Source organism: Streptomyces ferrugineus (assembly GCF_015160855.1).
In the GTDB taxonomy this organism is placed as follows: Bacteria; Actinomycetota; Actinomycetes; order Streptomycetales; family Streptomycetaceae; genus Streptomyces; species Streptomyces ferrugineus.
Genome location: NZ_CP063373.1, coordinates 8,300,137 through 8,322,791, shown reverse-complemented (window position 1 = coordinate 8,322,791; position 22,655 = coordinate 8,300,137). Strand labels below are relative to the sequence as shown.

9 protein-coding genes and 1 pseudogene are annotated in these 22,655 nt (G+C 74.5%); 1 reads left to right on the top strand and 9 read right to left on the bottom strand.

Annotation, left to right across the window (positions count from 1 at the left end; all coding sequences use genetic code 11):
• Window positions 1-27: 27 nt before the first annotated feature.
• A complete protein-coding gene (ligD, locus tag IM697_RS36960; RefSeq protein WP_194040709.1) occupies window positions 28-909 on the bottom strand; it encodes a non-homologous end-joining DNA ligase in 882 nt (293 codons plus the stop codon).
• Between the two features lie 51 nt (window positions 910-960).
• On the opposite strand from ligD, the gene ku reads away from it, so the two are divergent.
• On the top strand, window positions 961-2,025 hold the full coding sequence (gene ku / locus IM697_RS36955) for a non-homologous end joining protein Ku (RefSeq protein WP_194040707.1): 1,065 nt from the start codon (window positions 961-963) through the stop codon (window positions 2,023-2,025).
• Between the two features lie 187 nt (window positions 2,026-2,212).
• Here ku and IM697_RS36950 read toward each other — a convergent pair.
• From IM697_RS36950 to IM697_RS36915, 8 genes and pseudogenes are all read right to left on the bottom strand, one after another.
• Window positions 2,213-3,463: pseudogene (locus IM697_RS36950) on the bottom strand (beta-ketoacyl-[acyl-carrier-protein] synthase family protein); the annotation flags it as partial.
• Window positions 3,464-3,560: 97 nt separating this feature from the next.
• Entirely contained in the window at window positions 3,561-4,313 is a 753-nt protein-coding gene (locus IM697_RS36945) for a thioesterase II family protein (RefSeq protein ID WP_194040703.1), read from the bottom strand.
• Window positions 4,310-6,346, bottom strand: coding sequence for a beta-ketoacyl synthase N-terminal-like domain-containing protein (locus IM697_RS36940; RefSeq protein ID WP_194040701.1), 2,037 nt, complete (start codon window positions 6,344-6,346; stop codon window positions 4,310-4,312). The genes IM697_RS36945 and IM697_RS36940 overlap by 4 nt, the downstream gene beginning before the upstream one ends.
• A complete protein-coding gene (locus tag IM697_RS36935; RefSeq protein WP_194040699.1) occupies window positions 6,343-9,558 on the bottom strand; it encodes a non-ribosomal peptide synthetase in 3,216 nt (1,071 codons plus the stop codon). Before IM697_RS36935 ends, IM697_RS36940 begins: the two co-directional genes overlap by 4 nt.
• Window positions 9,548-13,390, bottom strand: a complete 3,843-nt coding sequence (locus tag IM697_RS36930) for a non-ribosomal peptide synthetase (RefSeq protein ID WP_194040697.1) — start codon at window positions 13,388-13,390, stop codon at window positions 9,548-9,550. The genes IM697_RS36935 and IM697_RS36930 overlap by 11 nt, the downstream gene beginning before the upstream one ends.
• Window positions 13,390-18,072: a non-ribosomal peptide synthetase gene (locus tag IM697_RS36925; RefSeq protein ID WP_194040695.1), complete on the bottom strand. Its 4,683-nt coding sequence runs from the start codon at window positions 18,070-18,072 to the stop codon at window positions 13,390-13,392. Before IM697_RS36925 ends, IM697_RS36930 begins: the two co-directional genes overlap by 1 nt.
• Window positions 18,069-19,124 carry a MupA/Atu3671 family FMN-dependent luciferase-like monooxygenase gene (locus IM697_RS36920; RefSeq protein ID WP_194040693.1) on the bottom strand — a complete coding sequence of 352 codons (1,056 nt, stop codon included), beginning with the start codon at window positions 19,122-19,124 and terminating at the stop codon, window positions 18,069-18,071. The genes IM697_RS36925 and IM697_RS36920 overlap by 4 nt, the downstream gene beginning before the upstream one ends.
• Window positions 19,115-22,633 carry a non-ribosomal peptide synthetase gene (locus tag IM697_RS36915; protein WP_194040691.1) on the bottom strand — a complete coding sequence of 1,173 codons (3,519 nt, stop codon included), beginning with the start codon at window positions 22,631-22,633 and terminating at the stop codon, window positions 19,115-19,117. Before IM697_RS36915 ends, IM697_RS36920 begins: the two co-directional genes overlap by 10 nt.
• Window positions 22,634-22,655: the final 22 nt, after the last annotated feature.

Sequence of the window (22,655 nt, the reverse complement as noted above, 5' to 3'; positions counted from 1 at the left end):
GCTGGGGTGGCCGTCCCCGGGGGTGGGTCAGGGCAGCGCGCCTGCCTGGTCCGGGGCGAGGAGCGGGGCCAACAGGTCGCCGTAGTCCTGTAGGCGTGGGGCGAGGTCCGGGGCGAGGAAGGTCAGGCTGTTGGGGGAGCGGCAGTTCTCCACCTCCTCCCAGGTGACCGGGGCCGACACCGTCGGCTCGGGGCGGGCCCGCAGGGTGTAGGGGGTCGCCGTCGTCTTGCGGGCGGCGTTCTGGCTCCAGTCGACGAAGACCTTTCCGGGGCGCAGGCTTCTCGTCATCCGGTGGATCACGAGCCGGGGCATCGCCCGCTCGGCCTCCACGGCGAGTTCCTTGGCGTACTCCGTCGCCCGCTCGGACGGGACGGGCCGGATGGCCGCCGTGAGATGCAGGCCCTTCGAGCCGGAGGTCTTCGCGTACGCCTCGATGCCGTCCGCCGCCAGCCGCTCGCGCAGCCACAGCGCGACCTCGCAGCACTCCACCACGCTCGCCGGCACCCCGGGGTCCAGGTCGAAGACCAGCCGGTCCGCCTCGCCCGGCGCCCCGATCAGCCACTGCGGCGTGTGGAACTCCGTGACCAGGTTGGCCGCCCACATCAGCGACGGCAGATCCTGCACCAGCACCATCCGCGCCGGCCCCTCGGAACGGGGCACCTCGGCCGCGGTGACCCACTCGGGCGTACCCGGCGGCACGTTCTTGGTGAAGAACACCTGTCCGTCCGGCCCGTCCGGGTAGCGCAGAAAGGACACCGGACGGTCACGCAGCTGCGGCAGCAGTACGTCGGCGATGGTCGCGTAGTAGTGCAGCACCTCGCCCTTGGTGAACCCGGTCGCCGGATACAGCACCTTCTCCAGGTTGCTGAGTGCCAGGCGCCGTCCCTCCACCTCTGTGATCGGCGTCATACGATGAGAATCACATGAAATCGGCCGGAACCGCCTCGAAAGGTGCTGAACGTGCGATCCATATGGAACGGCGCCATCTCCTTCGGCCTGGTCAGCATCCCGATCAAGGTGGTGAACGCGACCGAGAGCCACTCGATCTCCTTCCGCCAGATCCACACCGAGGACGGCGGCCGGATCCGCTACCGCAAGTTCTGCGAAGTGGAGGACCGCGAGGTCAGCCAGGCCGAGATCGGCAAGGGGTACGAGGACGCGGACGGCTCGATCATCCCGATCACCGACGAGGACCTGGCCCAGCTCCCCATCCCCACGGCGAAGACGATCGAGATCGTGGCCTTCGTGCCGGGCGACCGGATCGACCCGCTCCAGATGGACGCCGCGTACTACCTCGCCGCGAGCGGCGCCCCGGCCGCCAAGCCGTACACCCTGCTGCGCGAGGCGCTCAAGCGCAGCAACAAGGTCGCCATCGCCAAGTTCGCGCTGCGCGGCCGGGAGCGGCTGGGCATGCTCCGGGTCGTCGGCGACGCCATCGCCATGCACGGCCTGCTCTGGCCCGACGAGGTCCGCGCCCCCGAGGGCGTCGCCCCCGACGCCGACGTCACCGTCCGCGACAAGGAGCTCGATCTCGCGGACGCCCTGATGGACACCCTCGGCGAGGTCGAGCTGGAGGACCTGCACGACGAGTACCGCGAGGCCGTCGAGGAGGTCATCGCCGCGAAGGCCGCCGGCGAGGCCCCGCCGGCCGCCCCCGAGCCCGCCGCCGGCGGCAAGGTCCTCGACCTCATGGCGGCCCTGGAGAGCAGCGTCCGCGCGGCCAAGGAATCCCGCGGCGAGGAACCGGAGGAGGCCGAGGTCAGACGCCTGCCCCAGCGCAAGTCGGCCAGAGCGGCCCCGAAGCAGCCGACGGGCAAGAAGTCCACGGCCACGAAGAGGACGGCGGCGAAGAAGACCGCGGCGCCGGCCAGGAAGTCGACGGCGAAGTCGGCCCAGGGCACGAAGAAGACGGCCGCGAAGAGCACGGCGAAGAAGTCGACGGCCACGAAGAAGACGGCGCAGAAGAAGACGGCGCAGAAGAAGACGGCGGCGAAGAAGACGGCCTCACGCAAACGTACGGCGTGACGGGCGCCGACGACCGGTGTCGCGGGGGCGCGGGCAGCCGGCTCCGGGACTCCGTGAACGACCGACCGCTGTGGCTCGGCCTCACCGTTCTCCGCCACTGCCCCCATGCCCGCCGCAGTGGCGCTCGGCCCTCACGGCGCATCCCGGCGGTGCCGAACCCACCGCACCGCACCGAACGCCCACCGGATCACCCCACCCGCCGCAGCGCCAGCACCGCGTTGTGCCCCCCGAACCCGAAGGAATTGCTCAGCACCACGTCCCCGTCCTCCGGCAGCGCCCGCGCCGCCCCCGTCACCACGTCCAGCCCGATCGCGTCGTCGACCTCGAGGCACCCCGCGGTCGGCGGTATCACCCCGTGCCGCAGCGTCAGCGCGGCGGCCACGGCCTCCACCCCGCCCGCCGCGCCCTGGAGATGCCCCAGGTGTCCCTTGAGCGCGGTGACCGGCACCGCCCGGTCCCCGAGCACCGCCTGCAGCGCGCCCGCCTCCGCGAGATCGCCCTCGGTCGTCGCCGTGGCGTGGGCGTTGACGTGGACGACGTCCGGGACACCGGCCCCGGCATCCCGCAGGGCCCGCCGCACCGCCAGCGCGATGCCGTGCCCGGACGGGTCGGGCGCCGCCATGTGGTGGGCGTCGGCCGACAGTCCCCAGCCCGCGGCCTCGCAGTAGATCCGCGCACCCCGGGCTCGCGCGTGCTCCTCGGCCTCCAGGACGAGGATCCCGGCGCCCTCCCCGTTGACGAACCCGGCCCGGTCCTTGGCGAACGGGCGGGAGGGGGAGAGGCCCGACGCCGCGTCCCCGCCGGCCAGCGCCCGCATCGCCGCGAAGGACGCCATGATCGCCGGCGTGACGACCGCTTCGGCGCCGCCCGCGAGCGCCACGTCGATCCGCCCGTACCGTATGCGGTCGATCGCCTGCCCTATCGCCTCCGTCCCCGACGCGCACGCGCTCGTCACGGTCCGGGCCTCGCCGGTGATGTGCAGGTCGAGGGAGACCTGGGAGGCGGCCTGCGAGGGCACCGTCATCGGAGTGGTGAGCGGCGAGACGGCCCGCGGCCCCTTCTCCCGCAGCCTGCGGTCCCCGCCCACCAGCACGGACGCGTCACCGAGTATGGCCCCGAGGCTCACCCCCACCCGCGCCGGATCGACCCCGCTCTCCCGGGTCCCGCCCGCCGTGAACCCGGCATCGACCCACGCCTCCCGCGCCGCCAGCACCCCGAACTGCGCGGCCCGGTTCATCCGCCGCGCCATCGGCCGGGGCAGCAGCCCGGCGGGGTCCACGGGCACGACCCCGGCGACCCGCACCGGCAGCCCGGCGAACTCCTCCCCGGCCAGCTCCCGTATCCCGTGCCGCCCGTCGAGCAGCCCCCGCCACAGCTCCCCGACCCCGACACCCAGCGGCGTGACCGCCCCAAGCCCGGTGACGACGACCCTGCGGGGCCTGGGGGGTGCCTCGCTCATCTCGGCATGCCTCCTCGGGTCGTTGAAAGGCAAACATGCCCATCTCAAGTCCGGCACATGCGGAATGAGAACCGCCTCACAGCACACGCCCCACGACGAACTCGACCAACTCCTCCCTCCTCGGGTTGAGATAGAAGTGGTTCCCCTCGAAGGCCCGGATCTCCAGCCCCTGCGTCGTGACGTCCGCCCACTGGGACAGGCCCGCCACCGCGCACGCGGGATCGCGGTCGCCCCCGCACGCCGTCACGGGAACGTCCAGCCGGTGCAGTCGAGTCGGCCGGTACCTGGCCAGGATCCCGAAGTCCGCCCGCAGGGACGGCATGATCACCTCCCGCAGCGCGGGATGCTCGTAGACCGCCGCGCCCCCCGGATCCAGCACCCGGACGTAGTCCAGGATCTCCGCGTCGGCCGGGGCCGGGCGCGGCGCCAGCTCCCGCGCCGTGCGGGGCCGGCTGCGGCCCGACACGATCAGCCGGGTGACGGTGCGGCCGGGGATCTCCGCCAGCCGGCGGGCCACCTCGTACGCCACCGCCGACCCCATGCTGTGGCCGAACAGCGCCAGCGGCAGATCGTCCGTCAGCTCGTGCAGCAGGGCGTTCGTGACCGCGTCCGCCAGCTCCTCCATCGTGGCCGGGCAGGGCTCGGACAGCCGGTCCTGGCGGCCCGGGTACTGCACCGACACGACCTCGACCTCCGGAGGCGTCAGCGCCGTCCAGGCGTGGAAGGAGCTCGCCGCCCCGCCCGCGTGCGGCAAGCACACCAGGCGGATCTTCGCGCCGGGTGCGCCCACGCCCCGGAGCCAGCGGGTGCGGACATCGAAGACGGTCACGACTCCGCCTCGAACTCGGCGAGCAGCGCGTCCAGAGCGCCGTCCGCGTCGCCGTTCTGCTTCATCTCCACGATCCGGGTCGTCATCTCCTTGAGGGTGACCGGCTCCAGGAACAGCTGGATCGGTACGTCGACGCCCATCTCGTCGCGCAGCCTGCCGGCGAGATGAACGGCCGTCAGCGAGTCACCGCCCGCCTCGAAGTACGTCCGCTCCAGAGCGGCGGCATCGCCCAGATCCAGCGCCTCGATCACCAACGCGGCGACCCTGGCGTCGAGTTCGTCCTCCGGCGCCGATGACGGCAGCTCGGTCGCCTCCGCCGCCGGCCTGCGCAGCGTCAGGGCGCCGTGGCTCTCGCCCGCGAACGGATACGCCGGGAGCCGCACCCGCCGTACCGCGCCGTCGAGGGCCGGCCAGGTCACCTCCTCGCCCCTCAGCCATGCCTCGCCCAGCGGGTCCGTCACCGTGTCCCGGCGGCCCTCGGCCAGGGCCGTCAGCTTGTCCGACGCCTCCCGTACGCCGGCCGCCACGACATAGGCGCGTACGGGCATCCCGACCCGGCCGGTGCGCAGGGTGTGCGCGACATCGGCCAGGCATGGGGCGTCGTCCGCGTCGCGCAGACGCCTCGCCAGCCGGTCGGCGACCAGCGCGAGCTGTGACTTTGTGCGGGCCGACAGCGGCAGTACGACCGGACGCGGCGCGGCACTCGCGGGTGACCGGCGCTCCGGAGCCTCCTGCACCACCACATGCACGTTCGTGCCGCCGATGCCCACCGACGTCACGCCCGCCAGCCGGGGCAGGCCCGGTCTGCCCGGCCATTCCCGCGCCTGGGTCACCAGGCGCAGCGGTGAGTCCTGGAGAGCGGCCACCGGACTGGTGACGTCCACCGTCGGGGCCAGTGTCGTGTGCTCCAGCATCAGGATCGTCTTGATCAGCGCCGCCGCCCCGGCCGCCGCGTCCGCGTGCCCGATGTTCGACTTCACCGAGCCCAGCGCGATGTCGGTGTCCGCGCCGGATGCGAACGCCGCGCTCGCCGCCGCCAGTTCGATCCGGTCCCCCAGCTCCGTCCCGGTCCCGTGCGCCTCCACGTACTGCGCCGCCGACGGCTCCAGACCCGCCGCCGACCATGCCTCCGTGATCGCCGCCGTCTGCTGGTCCACCCCCGGAGCGGTGAAGCCGACCTTGCCGGAACCGTCGTTGGTGACCGCCGTGCCCCGGATCACCGCGCGCACCGGGTCGCCGTCGGCCAGCGCGTCCTGAAGCCGCCGCAGCACCAGTACGCCCACCCCGCTGCCCGGCACCGTGCCGGCCGCCTTCTCGTCGAAGGGCCGGCAGCGGCCGTCGGGAGAGAAGATCCCGCCCTGGAAGTGGACATAGCCCTGCCTGCGCACACTGCCGATGGACACGCCGCCCGCGAGCGCCGTGTCGCACTCGCCCAGCAGCAGGGCCTGCACGGCGAGATGGACCGCCGTCAGGGAGGTCGAGCAGGCCGTCTGGACCGTCATGCTCGGGCCGTCCAGGCCCAGCCGGTAGGAGATCCAGGGCGCCAGGAACTCGCGGTCGGTGAGGATACGGACCTGAAGAGCGCCGATCGACGCGGCGAGCGCGGGGTCGGTGCCGGCGGCCAGGGCGTGTTCGGTCGGGCTGCCGCCGACGTAGACGCCGGTGTGCCGGGGCGCGTTCAGCGGGGCGTACCCGGCGTCCTCCAGGGCGGACCAGGCCGTCTCCAGCAGCACCCGGTGCTGTGGGTCGAGGGCCGCCGCCTCGCTGCCGCTGAAGCCGAAGAGGTCCGCCTCGAAGCGGTCCGCGTCGGCGAGCCGGCCCTGGGCGGGGACGTACGCCGGAGCGCGCACCTCCGCCTCGTCCGCCCCGTCGGCCAGCAGCTCCTTCTCCGTGAAGGTGGAGATGGAGCAGACACCGTCGCGCAGGTTGGCCCAGTACGTGTCGAGGTCGGGGGCGCCGGGGAAGCGTCCGCTCATCCCCACGACGGCCACCGCGGACTCCAGATCGTGCGGTGCTGCTTCCTCGGTCGTCATCGCGTCGTGCCCTTCCTGGAACGGAGCTTGTGCACGGCCGCCCGGCGGTCGCTGCCGCGCCGGGCCGCCTCCTCGTGCGGTGCGGTCTGCTCGGCCGTACGGTCGAGATGCGCCGCCGCGGCGGCGACCGTCGGATGCCGGAACAGGTCGATCAGGGTGAGGTCCCGGTACTCCGGGTGGTCCTGGAGCGCGGCGAGCACGGCCAGCAGCCGTACCGAATTGCCGCCCAGGTCGAAGAAGTTGTCGTGGACGCCGACCCGGTCCAGGGTCAGCACCCGCTGCCAGACCCGGGCCACCCGCCACTCGGCCTCGGTACGTGGAGCGGCGTACGACTCGCTCAACGCGGGCCGGGTGGAGGGCGGTTCGGGCAGCCGGGACCGGTCGACCTTGCCCGAGCGGTTCAGGGGCAGCTCCGGCAGGCGTACGAAGACCTCCGGGACCATGTAGCCGGGGAGCCGGCCGGCCAGGTCGGCGCGCAGCGCCGTGTCCGGCACGTCGGCGGTGGTGACGAGGTAGGCCACCAGCCGCTGTTCGGCGCCCTCCCCGCGCACTGCGGCAGCGGCCACCGTGACGTCGGGGTGCCCCGCGAGGAGCGCCTCGATCTCGCCCAGCTCGATCCGGTAACCGCGCAGCTTCACCTGCGAGTCGCCCCGGCCCAGGTAGTGCAGCACGCCGTGCGCGTCGATCCGGCATAGATCGCCCGTGCGGTACATACGGCTGCCGGGCGGGCCGTAGGGGTCGGCGACGAAGCGTTCGGCGGTCATGCCGGGCCGGCCGATGTAGCCGCGGGCCAGGGTGGCGCCCGCGACATACAGTTCGCCGGTCACGCCGACCGGGACCGGCCGCAGCCGGCCGTCCAGTACGTGGGCGCGGGAGCCGGGGACCGCGTGACCGATCACCACCGGCTCGCCCGGGCGCAGCTCGGCCGTGGTCGAGTACACCGTCGCCTCGCTGGGGCCGTACGCGTTGACGATCCGCCGTCCCTCCTCGCCGAGCCGCTCGACCAGCTCGGCCGGGCACGCCTCGCCGCCGACCGCGAGGGTGCGCAGCTCCGGCAGCGCGCCCGGTGCCCGGGGGAGCGTCATCGCGGCGGACGGCGGCAGGAAGACGTACGTGACGCGGGAGTCCCGCAGCCGTGCCTGCAGCGCCTCGCCCAGCCGCTCGTCCTCCTGCGCGATGTGCAGCTCCGCGCCCGCGACCCACGGGAAGAACAGGTCGGACACGGCCACGTCGAAGCCGAACGACACGAACTGCAGGACACGGTCCGTCCCGGTCACCGGGAACACGGGGCGGACGTTCACCGCGAGGTTGCGCAGGGCTCGGTGCTCGACGGCCACGCCCTTGGGGACGCCGGTGGAGCCGGAGGTGTAGAGGACGTAGGCGAGGTCGTCGGGGGTGCAGGGCACGGGGACGCGTGGCGGGGCGGCTTCCGTGTGTTCGTCCACTCGGAGTTCCGGTACGTCGGTTCCGGCCAGGGCCGTCGTTTCCCTCGCCGTCAGCAGGAGGGACGTACCGGAGTCGGTGATCATGTAGGCGAGGCGGGCGGCGGGATGTGCCGGGTCCAGTGGGACGTATGCGGCGCCCGCGCGCAGCACCGCGAGGGCGGATATGGCCATGTCGGCGCCGCGGGGGAGGAGCAGGCCGACGCGGTCTCCTCGGCGGACGCCTCGCTTGTGCAGGAGGGCCGCCAAGTGGTCTGCGCGCTCCAGGAGTTCGCGGTACGTCAGCCGTAGCTCGCCGTACACCAGGGCCGTCGTGTCCGGTTGGGCGGCGGCCCGGTCCGCGATCAGGTCAGGTACGAGGCGGTCTGATGACAGCCCCGCGCCCCTTGGCGGCGTCGCGGTCCCTTGCGCGAGCAGTCTGTCCCTCTCATCCGCCGGCAGCATGTCGATGGTCGACAGCGGTGCCCCGGGTCGTTCCAGCAAGCCGTCCAGCAGCGTCTCGAAGCACCCCACCCACCGCCGTACCGTCTCCGCGTCGAACAGCGCGCTGCGGTAGATCAGGTACGCGGCGAGGTCCTCGCCCCAGCGCTCCACCTGGAGATGGAAGTCGAACTTGGCGCTGTCCAGCCCCACATGAAGCCGCTCCACCTCCGCTCCAGCCAGCCTCAGTGTCAACTCCGTGTCGTCGTCGTAGCCGAACACCACCTGTACGACCGGGTCGTGACTGATCTCGCGGGCCGGGGCGACCTCGTTCACCACCGTCTCGAAGGGGGCGTCCTGGTACGGCTGGGAGTCCAGCAGCGCGGTGCGCAGGCGGGTGATCAGGTCGTGGTACGACGGGTCGCCGGACAGGTCGACGCGCAGCGCGAGGGTGTTGGTCAGCATGCCGACCATGTCCTGGAGCTCGGGGCGGTCCCGGCCGGAGACGGGGAATCCGATCACCAGGTCCTCGGCGCCGGACAGCCGGCTCACGAACGCGGCGTACGCGGCGAACACCGCCATGAACGGCGTACCGCCGCGCACCCGGGCCGTCTCGGCGATCCGCTCACGCACCCCGGCCGGCAGCGTGAACCGTTCGGTGCCGCCCGCCGCCGTACGGACCGCCCCGCGCGGCCGGTCCAGCGGCAGCGCCACCGTCTCCGGGGCGCCGCGCAGTTGTGCGACCCAGTGGGACACGGAGCGGGAGTACTCCCCGTTCGCCTGGCGTTCGCGCTGCCAGGCGGCGAAGTCGGCGAACTGCAGGGGCAGTTCGGGAAGGGTGTGGGCCAGGCCCTTGGTCTCGTTCTCGTAGGCGGCGGACAGCTCGCGCAGCAGCACGCCCAGCGACCAGCCGTCACAGACCAGATGGTGGGCCACCAGGAGGACGCGGTGGCTGCCGTCGTCGAGGGCGTACACCGTGCAGCGCAGCAGTGGGCCGGTCTCCGGGTCGAAGGGGCGGGCTGCTTCGGCGCGCAGCAGGTCGCCCACGTCCTTCGCGGGGACGGCCCGTTCGACGGTCAGTGCGGCGCGTGCCGAGGCCACCACGATCTGCACGGCGGTACCGTCCGGCGCCGTCCGCACCATCGTGCGCAGCGACTCGTGGCGGGCGACCAGGCTGTCCAGCGCGCGGCCGAACGCGGCCACGTCGAACGGGCCGTGCACGGCGTAGGCGGCGGGCACGTTGTACTGCGCGGTGCCCGGGTTCATCCGGTCCAGGACCAGCAGCCGGCTCTGCGCGTCGGAGGCCGGGAACTCGTACTCCTCGGCCGTGGAGTCCGTTTCAGCGTCCAACGGTTCGTTCCCCCTGTAGTACGTCCTCGACGGCCGCGGCGATCTCGCCGACCGGCCCCGGCGTGAGCACATCGCTGTGCTCGCAGTCCAGTTCGTGTACGTCCACCCCGGCCGCGCAGGCGCGCCAGGCCGTGCGCTTGTCCTCGGTGCTCGCCTCCGAGGCGCGGGTCGCGGAGAAGAGGGTCACCCGGCCGTCGTACGGCGACGGCTGCCAGGCGCGGGCCATCTCGATGTACCGCTCCATCGCGCCGAGCAGTGCGCCGAGGCGCGGTTCGTCGAGGTCGGCGAGGAGCGCGCTGTGCGCGTGGACGCGGGCGATCACCTCGGCGCGGTCCAGCGGTCCGGGCCCGGCCGGCACTCCGGGCAGCGCGTTGCGCAGCAGGTTGCCCAGTGCCACCTGCTCCACGACCGCCGGGTCCAGCGGCACCCGCGCCACCTCGGGCGGCTTCGGCATCGCGTCCAGCACGGCGACCAGCGCGACCTCCTCACCGGCCGCCCGCAGCCGCACCGCCAGCTCATGGGCGAAGGGCCCGCCGAAGGAGCGGCCCAGCAGCAGATACGGCCCGTGCGGGCGCACCGCCCGGATGCGCGGCAGACAGTCGTCCGCCAGTTCGCCCAGCGTCTTGGGGAGCTGCTCGCCGTGCAGTGCCGGTGTCTGGAGCGCGTACACCGGCCGGCCGGGGGCGAGGTGCGGCAGCAGCGCCGCGTAGCCCCAGCCGAGGCCCAGCCCCGGGTGCAGACAGAACAGCGGCGGCAGGTCGCCCTCGCGGCGCAGGGCGAGCAGCGGTGCGTAGGCGTCCTCGTCGTCCCCTCCGGCCTGCCCGGCGGCGAGCCGGGCGGCGAGCGCGGCCGGGGTCGGTGCCTCGAACAGCGCGGCGGGCGACACCCGGGCCCCGAGCTCCGCCTGGATGCTCGCGGTCAGGCGCAGGGCGAGCAGCGAGTGGCCGCCGTGCGCGAAGAAGTCGGCGTCGGGGCCGATCGCGTCCGTCCCGAGCGCCCGGGCGAACAGCGCGCACAGCCGCTGCTCCCGCCCGGGCCGGGCGATCCGGCCGTGGCCCCGGCCCGGGCGCTCGGGCCCGGGCTCGGGCAGCGCGGCCCGGTCCACCTTGCCGTGCGCGGTCAGCGGTACGGCGTCCAGCGCGGCCCACGCCGACGGCACCAGATGCGCGGGCAGTGTGCGCGCCGCATGCTCCCGTACGAGGTCCAGGTCGCCGCCCACGACATACGCGACGAGCTTCTTGCCGCCGTCCGGCCCGGGGCGCGCGGCGACCACGGCCCGCTCCACGCCGGGGCACGCGGCCAGCGCGGCCTCCACCTCGCCGGGCTCGATCCGGAAGCCGCGCACCTTGACCTGGTCGTCGGACCGGCCCCGGAACTCCAGCTCGCCGCCGGGCAGCCGGCGCACCAGGTCGCCCGTGCGGTACATCCGGGCGCCGGGCGGCCCGTACGGGTCGGCGACGAAGCGCTCGGCGGTCTGCCCCGCACGGTTGAGATAGCCGTGCGCGAGACCGGTGCCGGCGATGTACAACTCGCCCACCGCTCCGGCCGGCACCGGGCGCAGCAGGTGGTCGAGGACATGGGCGCGGGTGTTGTCGAGCGGCCGCCCGACGGGCACGGACGCGCCGACGTCCCCCGTCACCGGGTGGGCCGTGGCGAACACCGTCGTCTCGGTGGGCCCGTAGCCGTTGACCACCCGGGTGCCGGGGCAGTGCTCGCGCACCCGCCGGACCGCCTCGGGCGCCAGCACGTCCCCGCCCGCCCACACCTCGCGCACGGCGCCCAGCGCCCCGGGCGCGATCTCCGCGACGGTGCGCAGCAGTTCGGCCGTCAGCCACAGCGCCGTGACACGTGCTTCGGGCAGCAGCCGCTCGAGCAGTTCGGGTGTGACGGGCCCGGGTGGGGCGATCACGACCGTGCCGCCGTTCAGCAGGGGCACCCAGGTCTCGTAGGTGGCGGCGTCGAAGGTGTGCGGGCTGTGCAGCAGGACCCGCTGGTGCGCACCGCCCGCGAAGCGGCTGTCGGCGGCGAGCTCCACGACGGCCCGGTGCGGGGTGACGATGCCCTTGGGCTCGCCGGTGGAGCCGGAGGTGTACATCACGTAGGCGGCGGATTCGGCGGGCACGGGCATGCCCGGTGGCGCGGCGGAGTCCGGTTCGGAGGGGTCCACCACCCGTATCCGCGACGGCAGTCGTGCGTCCCCGACCGCCACCTTCGCACCGGCCGCCCCCACCAGCGCCGCCAGCCGTTCCGCCGGAGCCGTCGGATCCAGCGGCAGACAGCACGCGCCCGCCTTCAGCACCGCGAGCTGCGCGACGACCATGGACACGGACCGGGCCAGCGGCAGCGCGACCGTGTCGCCGGGCCGCACTCCCGCCTCCCGCAGCCGCCCCGCCAGCCCGTCGGAGGCCGCGTCCAGATCGCCGTACGTCAGCACCGCACCGCCGGACTCGACGGCCGGCGCGTCCGGCGTACGGGCCACTTGCTCGGCGAAGCGCCCGGGGATGCCCGGCGCACCGGACAGGGGACGGGCCGGTCCGTCGGCCAGGGCGAGCAGATGCCGTCGCTCCTCCCCGGGGAGGACGTCGAGCCGGTCGGCCGGGGTGCCGTTCGCGCAGGTCAGCGCCTCGAAGGCGTGCACCAGTCGGGCGCCGACCGCGGCCGCCGGCACGCCCCGGCGGCAGCTCACCCGCAGCAGCATCCGCTCGCCGGCGACGACGGCGATCGTCACCGGGTAGTGCGTCGCGTCCCGCGTCTCGACCAGCTCGACGGCCGGGGCGGCGCTCTCGGCACGCGGGAAGTTCTCGAACGCCAGGACCGTGTCGAAGAGTTCGCCCGCCCCGGCCGCCCGCTGCACCTGCGACAGCCGTACGTGATGATACGGCGCCAGCCGGAGCTGCTCCCGCTGCACCCGGGCCAGCAGTTCGTCGATGCCCTCGCCGGAGCGCAGCGCGATCCGCACCGGCAGGGTGTTGATGAACAGCCCCACCATCCGCTCGACGCCGGGCAGATCGTGCGGCCGCCCGGAGACGACCGCGCCGAAGACCAGGTCGTCGGCGCCGGTCAGCCGGGCCAGGACCAGGGCCCAGGCGGTCTGCGCCACGGTGTTGACGGTGACACCGGCGTCCGCCGCCCGGCGGGTGATCGCCGCTGTCAGCCGGGGGGTCAGCTCGATGTCGAGGGTGTCCTGAGGGCCGTCGTCGGCGCCCTCCGGCGCCAGCGGCGCGGGCCGCGTCAGCCCGCCCAGCGCCGCACGCCACGCGGCCTCCGCGCGCTCCTGGTCCTGGCCCCGCAGCCAGACCAGGTACTGCTTGAACGGCACGGCGGGCGGCAGCTCGGCGGCCCCTGTCGTCAGCGCCTCCAGCTCCCGCGCGAGCAACGGCAGGGACCAGCCGTCCAGCAGGATGTGATGGAAGGTCAGCAGCAGTTCGGCGCCCTCGTCGTGCCGGACCAGTGTGGCCCGCACCAGCGGCGGGCGGGCCAGGTCGAACCGGCGCTCCCGGTCCTTCGCCATGAGACGCGCCAGCTCCGCCTCCGTCTCGACCGGCGTCCGCCCGGTGCGGTCGATCTCCGTCCACGGCGGTTTCACGGCACGCGGGATCACCTGCACCGGACGGTCGACGTGCGCGTGCCGAAAGCAGGCCCGCAGATTGGGGTGCCGTTCCAGCAGCGCGCTCACCGCGGCCCGTAACGCCTCGGGCGCCGTGTCCGGGCCGGCCCGGAAGCGGGCCTGCACCAGATACGGGTCGGGGCGCTCCGGATCGCGCAGGGCATGGAAGAGCAGGCCCTCCTGGGCGGGGGAGAGCGGCAGCACGTCCGCGATACGGGCGCCCATCAGTCGTCCCCTTCGTCGTCGAGGCCGAGGTCCAGGTCGTCCTCCAGCAGCGCGAGCTGGTCCGGCGACAGGTCCACCAGCGGGAAGTCGGAGCTGGTGTGGCCGCCCGTGCCGCCTCGCCGCGCGTGCTCGACCAGCACCTCGATCGCCTCGCACCACAGCCGCGCCAGCTCCGACACCTCGTCCTCGTCGAGCACCCCGCGCGCATACGAGAACCCGGCGCTCAGACACAGCCGCCCGGCGTCCCGCTCCACGACCACCGCGTCCACCTCCACGGCGTGCCCGAGCGGCAGCGCCTCGGCGGCCATGCCGAGCAGCTCGCCGTCGGCGGTGTCGCCACCCGAGAACCGGCCCAGGTAGTTGAAGCGCAGGTCGGGGACGGGCAGCGTGGCCAGCTTCGGGGCCGTGTCCGGGTTGAGGTACCGCAGCAGGCCCCAGCCGAGACCGGCCGACGGAACCGCCCGGAGCTGTTCCTTGACCTGCTTGAGGGCCTCGCCGGCCGCGTCCCGCGCGGGCTGCCAGAAGTCCGCGCCGAGCGCGTCGCCCGCGTCCAGCCGGACCGGGTACTGGGTGGTGAACCAGCCCACGGTGCGCGAGACGTCGGCCGGCCGGGACAGCCCCTCGCGGCCGTGGCCCTCCAGGTGGACCAGCAGGCCGGTGCCGGCGTCCCGGCGTCGCAGCGCCGCCGCGGCCAGCGCGGTCAGCAGTACCGCGTCGGGGCCGCAGTGGAAGGCCTCCGTCACCTCGGCCAGAACCGCCTCGGTGACCTCGGGCGCCAGCTCGACGGTGAGCACGGCACGGGGCGCGCCGGCACCCCGGCCGCCCGCGATCCGCGCGTCCGGGCCGCTCAGCATCCGCTCCCACCAGGCCGACTGCACATCGGCCAGTTCGGGCCGCAGCGCCTCCTCGGCCAGCAGCCGCGCCCAGCCCGCGAACGACGTGCCCGGCGCCGGGATCGGCCGCTCCCCGGCCGCCAGCTCGGGCCCCAGCAGCCGCCAGGACACCCCGTCCACCGCGAGGTGATGCACCGTCAGCAACAGCAGTCCCGGCCGCCCGGAGCCCGGGTCGAGCCAGACGGCCCGCAGCATCTCCCCCTGCTCGGGATCGAGCCGCACCGAAGCCGCCGCTTCGCCGGCCAGTTCGCGCGGATCGGCACCGGCGGGCACCTCGACCCGCTCGACGGCCACGTCGGGGACGGCCTCGGGAATCTCCAGCTCGCCCTCCACCAGCCGCATCCGCAGCACACCGTGCCGCTCGACCAGCCCGCGCACGGCCGCCTCGACACGCCCCGGGCCCGCGCCCGACGGCACCGGGAACACCATCGACTGCGTGAACGCCGCCGCGTCCCCGCCCTGTTCACGCCACCAGCGCATGACCGGCGTGAGCGGGAAACGCCCGGTGCCGCGGTCCGCGCCGAGGTCGGCGACCTCCCGCGCGGTCAGCGCCAGCGCCGCGGGCGTACGGGCCGTGAAGACATCACGCGGCGTGACGCCCAGCCCCGCCCCCGAGGCCCGCCCCGCGAGCTGGATCGCCATGATGCTGTCGCCGCCCAGCCGGAAGAAGTCGTCGTCGGCCCCCACCTCCTCGACGCCCAGCACCTCCTCGAACAGGGCGCACAGGGCGACCTCACGAGAGCCCTGGGGAGCCCGCCCGCCGGCGCTCGGCCCGCCTCCCGGCGCGGGCAGCGCCGCCCGGTCCAGCTTGCCGTTCGGCGCCAGCGGCAGCGCGTCCAGCACCACCACGTCGGCCGGCACCATCGCGGCCGGCAACCGCCCGGCGGCGTACGCCAGCAGCGCGCCCGGCACCGGCTCGGCGCCCTCGCCGCCGACGACGTACGCGACGAGCCGCGGCCGGCCCGGCCGGTCCTCCCGTACGATGGCCACCGCCCGCTCCACCGAGGGATGCCCGGTGAGCACGGCGGCGATCTCGCCCGGCTCGATCCGCAGCCCCCGGATCTTCACCTGGTCGTCGGACCGGCCCAGGTAGTCGAGTTGCCCGTCGTGCCGGCGGCGGGCCAGGTCCCCGGTGCGGTACATGCGCTCACCGGGCGGCCCGTACGGATCGGCGACGAACCGCTCGGCACTCGCCGCCGCCCGCCCCAGATAGCCGTACGCCACCCCCGGCCCCGCCAGATACAGCTCACCGCACACCCCCGGCGGCACCGGCCGCAGCCGCTCGTCCAGGACGTACGCGCGCGTGCCCGGGAGCGGCGCGCCGATCGGCGGCCGGGTGCCGTCGCCGGTCAGCGGGCCGGAGACGGTGGCGCCGACGGTGCACTCGGTGGGCCCGTACGCGTTGTGGAACCGGCGCCCGCCGACGGCCCAGCGCGCCACCAGCTCCGGCGGACACACCTCCGCGCCCACGGCGAGCGACCGCAGCTCCGGGTACTGCCCGGCGGGGACGGTCGCGAGCACGGAGGGCGGCACGAGGGCGGCACTGATGCGCCGCCCGGTGAGCACATCACCCAGCTCCTGCCCGGTGAGCGGCCCCTCCGGCGCCACGACCAGCGTCCCGCCCGAGCCGAACGCCATGCACATCTCGCCCAGGGAGATGTCGAAGGCGGGCGAGCCGAGCTGCAGCACCCTGCTGTCCGGGGTCAGCGCCATGGCATCCACGAGGCCCTGGGCGAGGGCGGCAAGCCCGGTGTGCGGGACGACGACGCCCTTGGGACGGCCAGTGGAGCCGGAGGTGTGTATGACGTACGCGGGTGCCGGCGCCCCATAGGGGCGCGGGGCTGTTGTCGATTTGCGGCTACCGCCGCGTGGGCGCGACGAGCCACGACGGCGCGGCAGCCGATCGACGGCATCACGTGGCAATTCCAGCGAAGAGCTCAGCATCAACGTCGACACATCCGTATCGACCGGCACCCCCCGCTCCCCCACAACCACCAACACCGGCCCCACATCCGCCAACGCCATCGAAACCCGCTCCGGCGGATAGTCGGGGTCGATCGGCAAGTACGCGGCACCAGTCCGCTGAACCGCCAGCAGCGCAGGCGTCATCGCGCCGGTGCGCCCCAACGCGAGGGCCACGACCTCACCGGGCCCCGCCCCGTACTCGGCGAACACGGAGGCCAACTGATCAACGCGCGTAACAAGATCGGCGTAGGTCAGCGCCAGCGCCCCGGTCTCCAGCGCCGGCGCGTCAGGCGTGCGGGCCGCCTGCCGGGCGACCAGGTCGGGCAGGGTCAGCGGCTCGGGCGCGGGCCCGCCGGAGCTCAGCTCCGCCACCCGGCGCCGGTCGGCCTCGGGCACCAGCCCCACCTCGGCCAGCGGCACCTCCGGCTCCGCGGTGAAGCGCCGCAGCAGCTCCAGGTACGCGTCCGTCCAGTGCCGCACGGCATCCGCGTCGAAGAGGGCCGTACGGATCTCGAAGCTGCCGTCCATCGCCCCGTCGTCGGCGTCCCGGACGATGCCCACCAGGTCGTGCTCGCCGCCCGTGTGGATCCGCTCGGGCTCGCTGAACTCCCGCAGCGCGGCCACGCTGCGCTGCTGGGTGAGGTGCATGAACACCCACTGGAACAGCGGGGAGCGCCCGGCGCTGCGGTCCGGCGCGACCGCCGAGACGATCCGCCCCACCGGCACGTCGGCGTTGGCCATCAGCTCGGGGAAGTCGGCCGCGAACCGGGCCAGTACGTCGGCGAAGGAGTCGCCGGTCCGGATCCGCCAGCGGGTGGGGATGGCGTTCATGACGTACCCGATGACCCGCTCCAGGCCCTTGGCGGCCCGGTTGGCCGTCGGGGTGCCGAGCACCATGTCGTCGGCGCCGGTGAGGCGGTGCGCCAGGACCGCGAAGGCCGCCATCAGCACGACGTACACGGACGCGCCGCGCTCCCGGGCCAGCGCCCGTACGGCCCGGGCGGTGTCGGCGTCGACGCGGAACGGGATCTGGGCGATCTCCTCGGACGACCCCGCGCGGGCCCCGGGCACGGTGAGCGGCCCGGGCGGCTCGGCGAGGTAGCGGCGCCAGAACGCCAGCCGCGCCTCGAAGACCCCGGCCTCCTCCAACTCGCCCTGCCAGGAGGCGAAATCGGCGTACTGGATGGGGGGCCGGGTCAGCGCGGTCCCCGCCGTACCCGAGCGCAGCGCCCCGTGGGCCGCGGCGAACTCGGCCTGGAGCACGTCGAAGGACCACCAGTCGGCGATGACGTGGTGCAGGCTCAGCATCAGCGTGGTCCGCCGGTCGTCGACCGTGACGAACCGGGCCCGCATCAGCGGCTCACCGGCCAGGTCGAAGGGACGGCGCCGGAACGTCTCGAAGGCCTCGGCGATGGTGGTGCCGGTGCCGCGCAGGTCCTCCCGCTCCAGCCGGAAGCGCTCCTCGGGCGGGAACGTGACGCTCAGCGCACCCGGCTCGCCCTCGATACGGGCCCGCAGGATGTCGTGGTGCGCCCGGACCAGCGTCAGCGCCGTCTCCAGCAGGTCCGCGTCGACCGGGTCGTCGAAGTGGTAGGCACAGCACAGGTTGAGCGCCGGAGTGCCGGGATACAGCGACTCGTACACCCACAGGTCCTCCTGCGCCGGGCTGAGCCGCACCGGCCCGTCCCCGTCGCGCCGAGGCACCACCGCGGGGATCAGCCCCGCCTGCCCGGACTCCACCAGCCGCCGCATCAGGCGGACGCGCTGCTCACCGCTGAGCGCGCTGAAACGGTCCGCCATCGACGTGCCCGAAGCGCCGCTCACGCCACGTCCTCCCGGAGTTCGGCCAGCCGGTGCAGCCCGGCCAGCATCTCGTCGCGGCCGAGGCCGAAGTCCACGAAGCAGGCGACCTCGTCACAGCCCAGCTCGCGCAGATCGGCGAGCATCTTGCGGCAGCTCTCGGCGGAGCCGAGCAGACTGCCCCAGGTCAGATAGCGGTGGAAGGCGAACTCGGCGAGCAGCGCGGTCTGTTCCTCGGTCAGCTCCGCCGTCGCCCTGTCGGCCGTGCGGTTCGCCGTGGTCTGCCGTACGTACGACTGCAGATACCGCTTGAGCGGTGCGGCCGTCAGCCGCCGTGCCTCCTCGTCGTCCGCGCCGACGAACGTGTGCGCCATCAGCGTCACCCGGCCGTGCGCGTCGGTGCCGCCCTGCTCCGGCGCGGCGGCGCAGGCGGCCCGGTACCGGCCGATCTTCTCGGCCAGCTCCTCCCTGCTCTGCCCGACGGTCGCCCCCAGGACGCCGGTGCGCAGACCTCCGGCGGCCTCCCAGGTCGCCGGGTTGCCGGAGGTGGTCAGCCACAGCGGCAGGGTGTGCTGCACGGGCCGGGGCTGCGGCAGGACGGTGACCTCGGCGCCGGTGCCGTCGGTGAACTCGGCCGCCTCGCCCGCCCACAGCCGGCGCAGCAGCGGGATGTCCCGCAGGGTCCGCTCGCGGCGGCCCTCGTAGTGGTCGGGGGCCAGTACGAAGTCGGCGGAGTGCCAGCCCGTCGCCGCCGACAGGCCGATCCGGCCGTGCGAGAGGTTGTCGACGACCGCCCAGTCCTCCGCGATCCGCAGCGGATGGTGCAGCGGCAGGATCACGCTGCCCGCCCGGATGTTGATCCGCTCGGTGGCCACCGCGAGCGCCGCGCTGAGCACCGGCGGGCTGGGGAACACCTGCCCCACCTGCTGGAAGTGCCGCTCGGGCGTCCAGATCGCGTGAAAGCCGAGCCGGTCCGCGGTCCGGGCGACGGTGAGGATGTCGTCGTAGGCCTCGCTGTGGCGGGCCGCGCTCCCGCCGGGGGCGTCCGCGCCGAAGAACATCACGCTCAGCTCCATGGCACCTCCTTCTGACCTGTGTCGGTACGGCCCTCGCGGCCGGGCTGTCGGGGCACGCGCGGCCGGCGCGGGATGGGCGCCGGTGCCGCGGGTGTGTCGGCCGGTGCCCGCTCCAGCTCGGCGGCGAGGGCGGCGACGGTGGGCGAGGTGAAGAGCTGGGCGGCGGTCACCGTGCGCCCGGCGCCGGTGAGACGGGCCGCGACCCGCACCGCGCGCAGCGAGTTGCCGCCGAGCCGGAAGAAGTCGTCGTGCGGGCCGACGCCGTCGACGCCGAGGACGTCGGACCAGACGGCGGCGATCTCCCGGTGCAGTGCGGAGTCCGCCGGGGTGCCGGTGGCGACGGCGGGGGCGCGGACCGTGTCCCGGCCCGCGTCCGCACGCCGGGGAGGCTCGGGCAGCGGAAGCCGGGACAGCGGACGGTCCGGCTCGTCGGCCGCCGCGCACAGCGCCTCGACGACCGCGTCCGCCAGCCACTGGACGAACTCCGGCTCCAGACACGAGGTCCGGTACTCGAAGACCAGCGTCATGCCGTCCGGCGCCCCCGACGGGGAGTGATCGTCCGTCACGTCGACCAGCAGCTCGAACCGCGCGGTGCCGGTGCGTAACGGCTCCACCCCGGCCCGGGCACCGGGCAGGTCCACGCCGGCGCGGGCGTTGTTCTGCAACGCCAGCACCACCTCCGTGAACGGCTGCCGTCCCGGCGGCCGTACGGGATTGAGCGCCTCCACGACCTCCTCGAACGGCATGTCCTGGTGGGCGAAGGCGTCCAGAGCCGTCTCCCGCGTGCGGGCGAGCAGTTGCCGGACGGTGGGGTCGCCGGAGGCGTCGGTGCGCAGCACCAGCATGTTGACGAAGAACCCGACGACGTCGTCCACCGTGCCGTCGTGCCCGCGCCCGGCGATCGGCGACCCGACCGCCAGATCCTCGCCCGCCCCCGCCCGCACCAGCACGGCGGCGAGAGCGGCGTGCAGCGCCATGAAGAGCGTCGCGCCCTGTGCCCGCGCCACTTCGACGATCCGCGCGTGCGCCGCCGCGTCCAGCCGCCGTACGACGGTGGCGGCGTCCCGGCCCGGCACGGCGGGGCGCCCCGGGCGGCGGGGGAGCAGCGGCCCGCCGGGCGGGAGATCGGCGAGGGCCTTGTGCCAGAAGTCGAGCTGGGCCGCCGCGAGCGACCCCGGCGCGTGCGCCGAGCCGAGCCGCTCCGCCTGACGCCGCGCGAATTCGGCGTACGGGACGGGCAGCGGGGCCAGCCCCGGCTCGGCACCGGAGGCCCGGGCGGCGTAGGCGTGCGACAGGTCCCGGAACAGCGGGGGCAGCGACCAGCCGTCGCCCGCGATGTGGTGCAGCACGAGCAGGAGGGCGTGCTCACCGGGCCGGTCCCGGACCCCGAACAGCACGGCGTGCAGGGGGAGTTCGGCCGCGAGGTCGAAGCGATGCCGGGCGGCCTCGGCGACGGCCCCCGCCAACTCACCGGCATCGACGTCGACCTGCCTGAGCCGGGGCCGGGCCGCGTCGCCGTTCAGCACCCGCTGCCCCGGTTCACCGTCGCGCTCCTCGAAGACGGTACGCAGCACCGTCTGCCGCGCGGCCACGTCCGCGAGGGCCGCCCGAAGGGCCTCGGCGTCGATCCCGCCGCGCAGCCGCACCAGCACCGGGAGGGTGTAGGCGGTACCGGCGTCGACCCGGTCGAGGAACCAGAGGCGGCGCTGGGCGTACGACAGGGCAAGCGCGCCCCCGTCCGGCGGCGGGGCGGGTGCGGCGGCCGGTTCGTCCCGCTCCGCCCTCGCCACGTGCGGCACCAGCGCCGCCGGCGTCCGGCACTCGAACAGCGTCCGTACGTCGATCGGCGCGCTCAGCGTCAGCCGGATCCGGCCCAGCAGCCGGGTCACCATCAGCGAGTTGCCGCCGAGGTCGAAGAAGTCGTCCTCGGGACCGACCGACGCCACCCCCAGCACCTCGGAGAACAGCCCGCACAGCGCCCGCTCGACCTCGCCCGACGGCTCCCGCGCGGACGCCGAGGCGAGCGAGCCGGTGATCGGGCCGGGCTCCGGCAGGGCGGCGCGGTCCAGCTTGCCGTTGGGGGTGAGGGGCAGGGCGTCCAGGAGCACGAAGGCGGCCGGCACCAGATAGTCGGCCAGCACACGGGCGGCGTGCTCGCGCAACTCGCCCTCGGACGGCCGCGGATCACCTGGGACGACGTAGGCGACGAGCCGCTTGTCACCCGTGCTGTCGGGACGCGCGACCACAGCCGCCCGGACGACCCCCGGATGCCCGGCCAGGACCGTCTCCACCTCGCCGGGCTCCACCCGGAACCCGCGGATCTTCACCTGGTCATCGGCCCGCCCGAGATACTCCAGCACCCCGTCCGCCCGCCGCCGCACCAGGTCCCCCGTGCGGTACATCAGCTCGCCTGCGGGCCCGTAGGGATCGGCCACGAACCGCTCGGCGGTCAGCCCGGGCCGGCCGCGGTAGCCCAGCGCGACACCCGCCCCGGCGGCGTACAGCTCACCGGTCTCCCCGTCCGCGACGGGCCGCAGCCCCTCGTCGAGCACCCGCAGCCGCTTGCCGTTGAGCGGGCGCCCGATCGGCACCGGCCTTCCGTCCCGCACCTCCTCGGCGGTGACCGGATGGACGGTCAGGAAGACCATGCCCTCGACCGGGCCGTAGCCGTTGCTCAGCCGCAGCCCGGGGTGGCGTTCCAGGGCGCGGGCCGCGTGCGCGGGCGACATCGGCTCGCCGCCGACGATCAGTTCGCGCACTCCGTCGAGGGCGCGCGGGTACTCGTCGACGATCACATGGAACAGGGAGGCGGAGAGGTACAGGGACGTCACGGCGTGCCGGTCGACCAGGTCCGCCATCAGCACCGGGTCGGGCCGCTGCCCGGGATGCAGGACGCACCGGCCGCCGCCCAGCAGCGGACCCCACAGCTCCAGCGCGAACGCGTCCCAGGACACCGGCGAGCACTGCAACCACACCGCGCCGCTCCCGAAGGAGGCGAAGTCCTGCCCGGTCAGCGTCCCGGTGATCGCGGAGTGGGAGGCGACGATGCCCTTCGGTCGGCCGGTGGAGCCGGAGGTGAACATGACGCAGGCGGGGTCGTGCGGCCGTACGGCCACGGACCCGGGCTCAAGAGGTCCGGAGTGCTCGGCGTCCTCCACCGCCACCGACTCGACGGAGGGCAGCGGCTGTTGGCACCCCCGCCGCGACACGACCACGGCGACCCGCGCGTCGGCCGCCATCCCGCGCAGCCGCTCCGCCGGGAAGTCCGGGTCGAGCATCACGTAGCCGGCGCCGGCCTTCAGCGCGCCGAGCAGCGCCACCACCATCTCCGCGGACCGCTCGAGGTGCACGCCCACCAGGGCCCCCGGCCGCACCCCGCGCCGCCGCAGCAGCGCGGCCAACCGGGCGGCGCGGGCGTCGAGTTCGCCGTAGCTCAGCCGCTCGTCACCGCACACCAGCGCGGTCGCCGCCGGTGTCCGCCGGGCCTGTTCCTCGAAGCGTCCATGCACGCCGTGCGACGCCCCCGCTGCC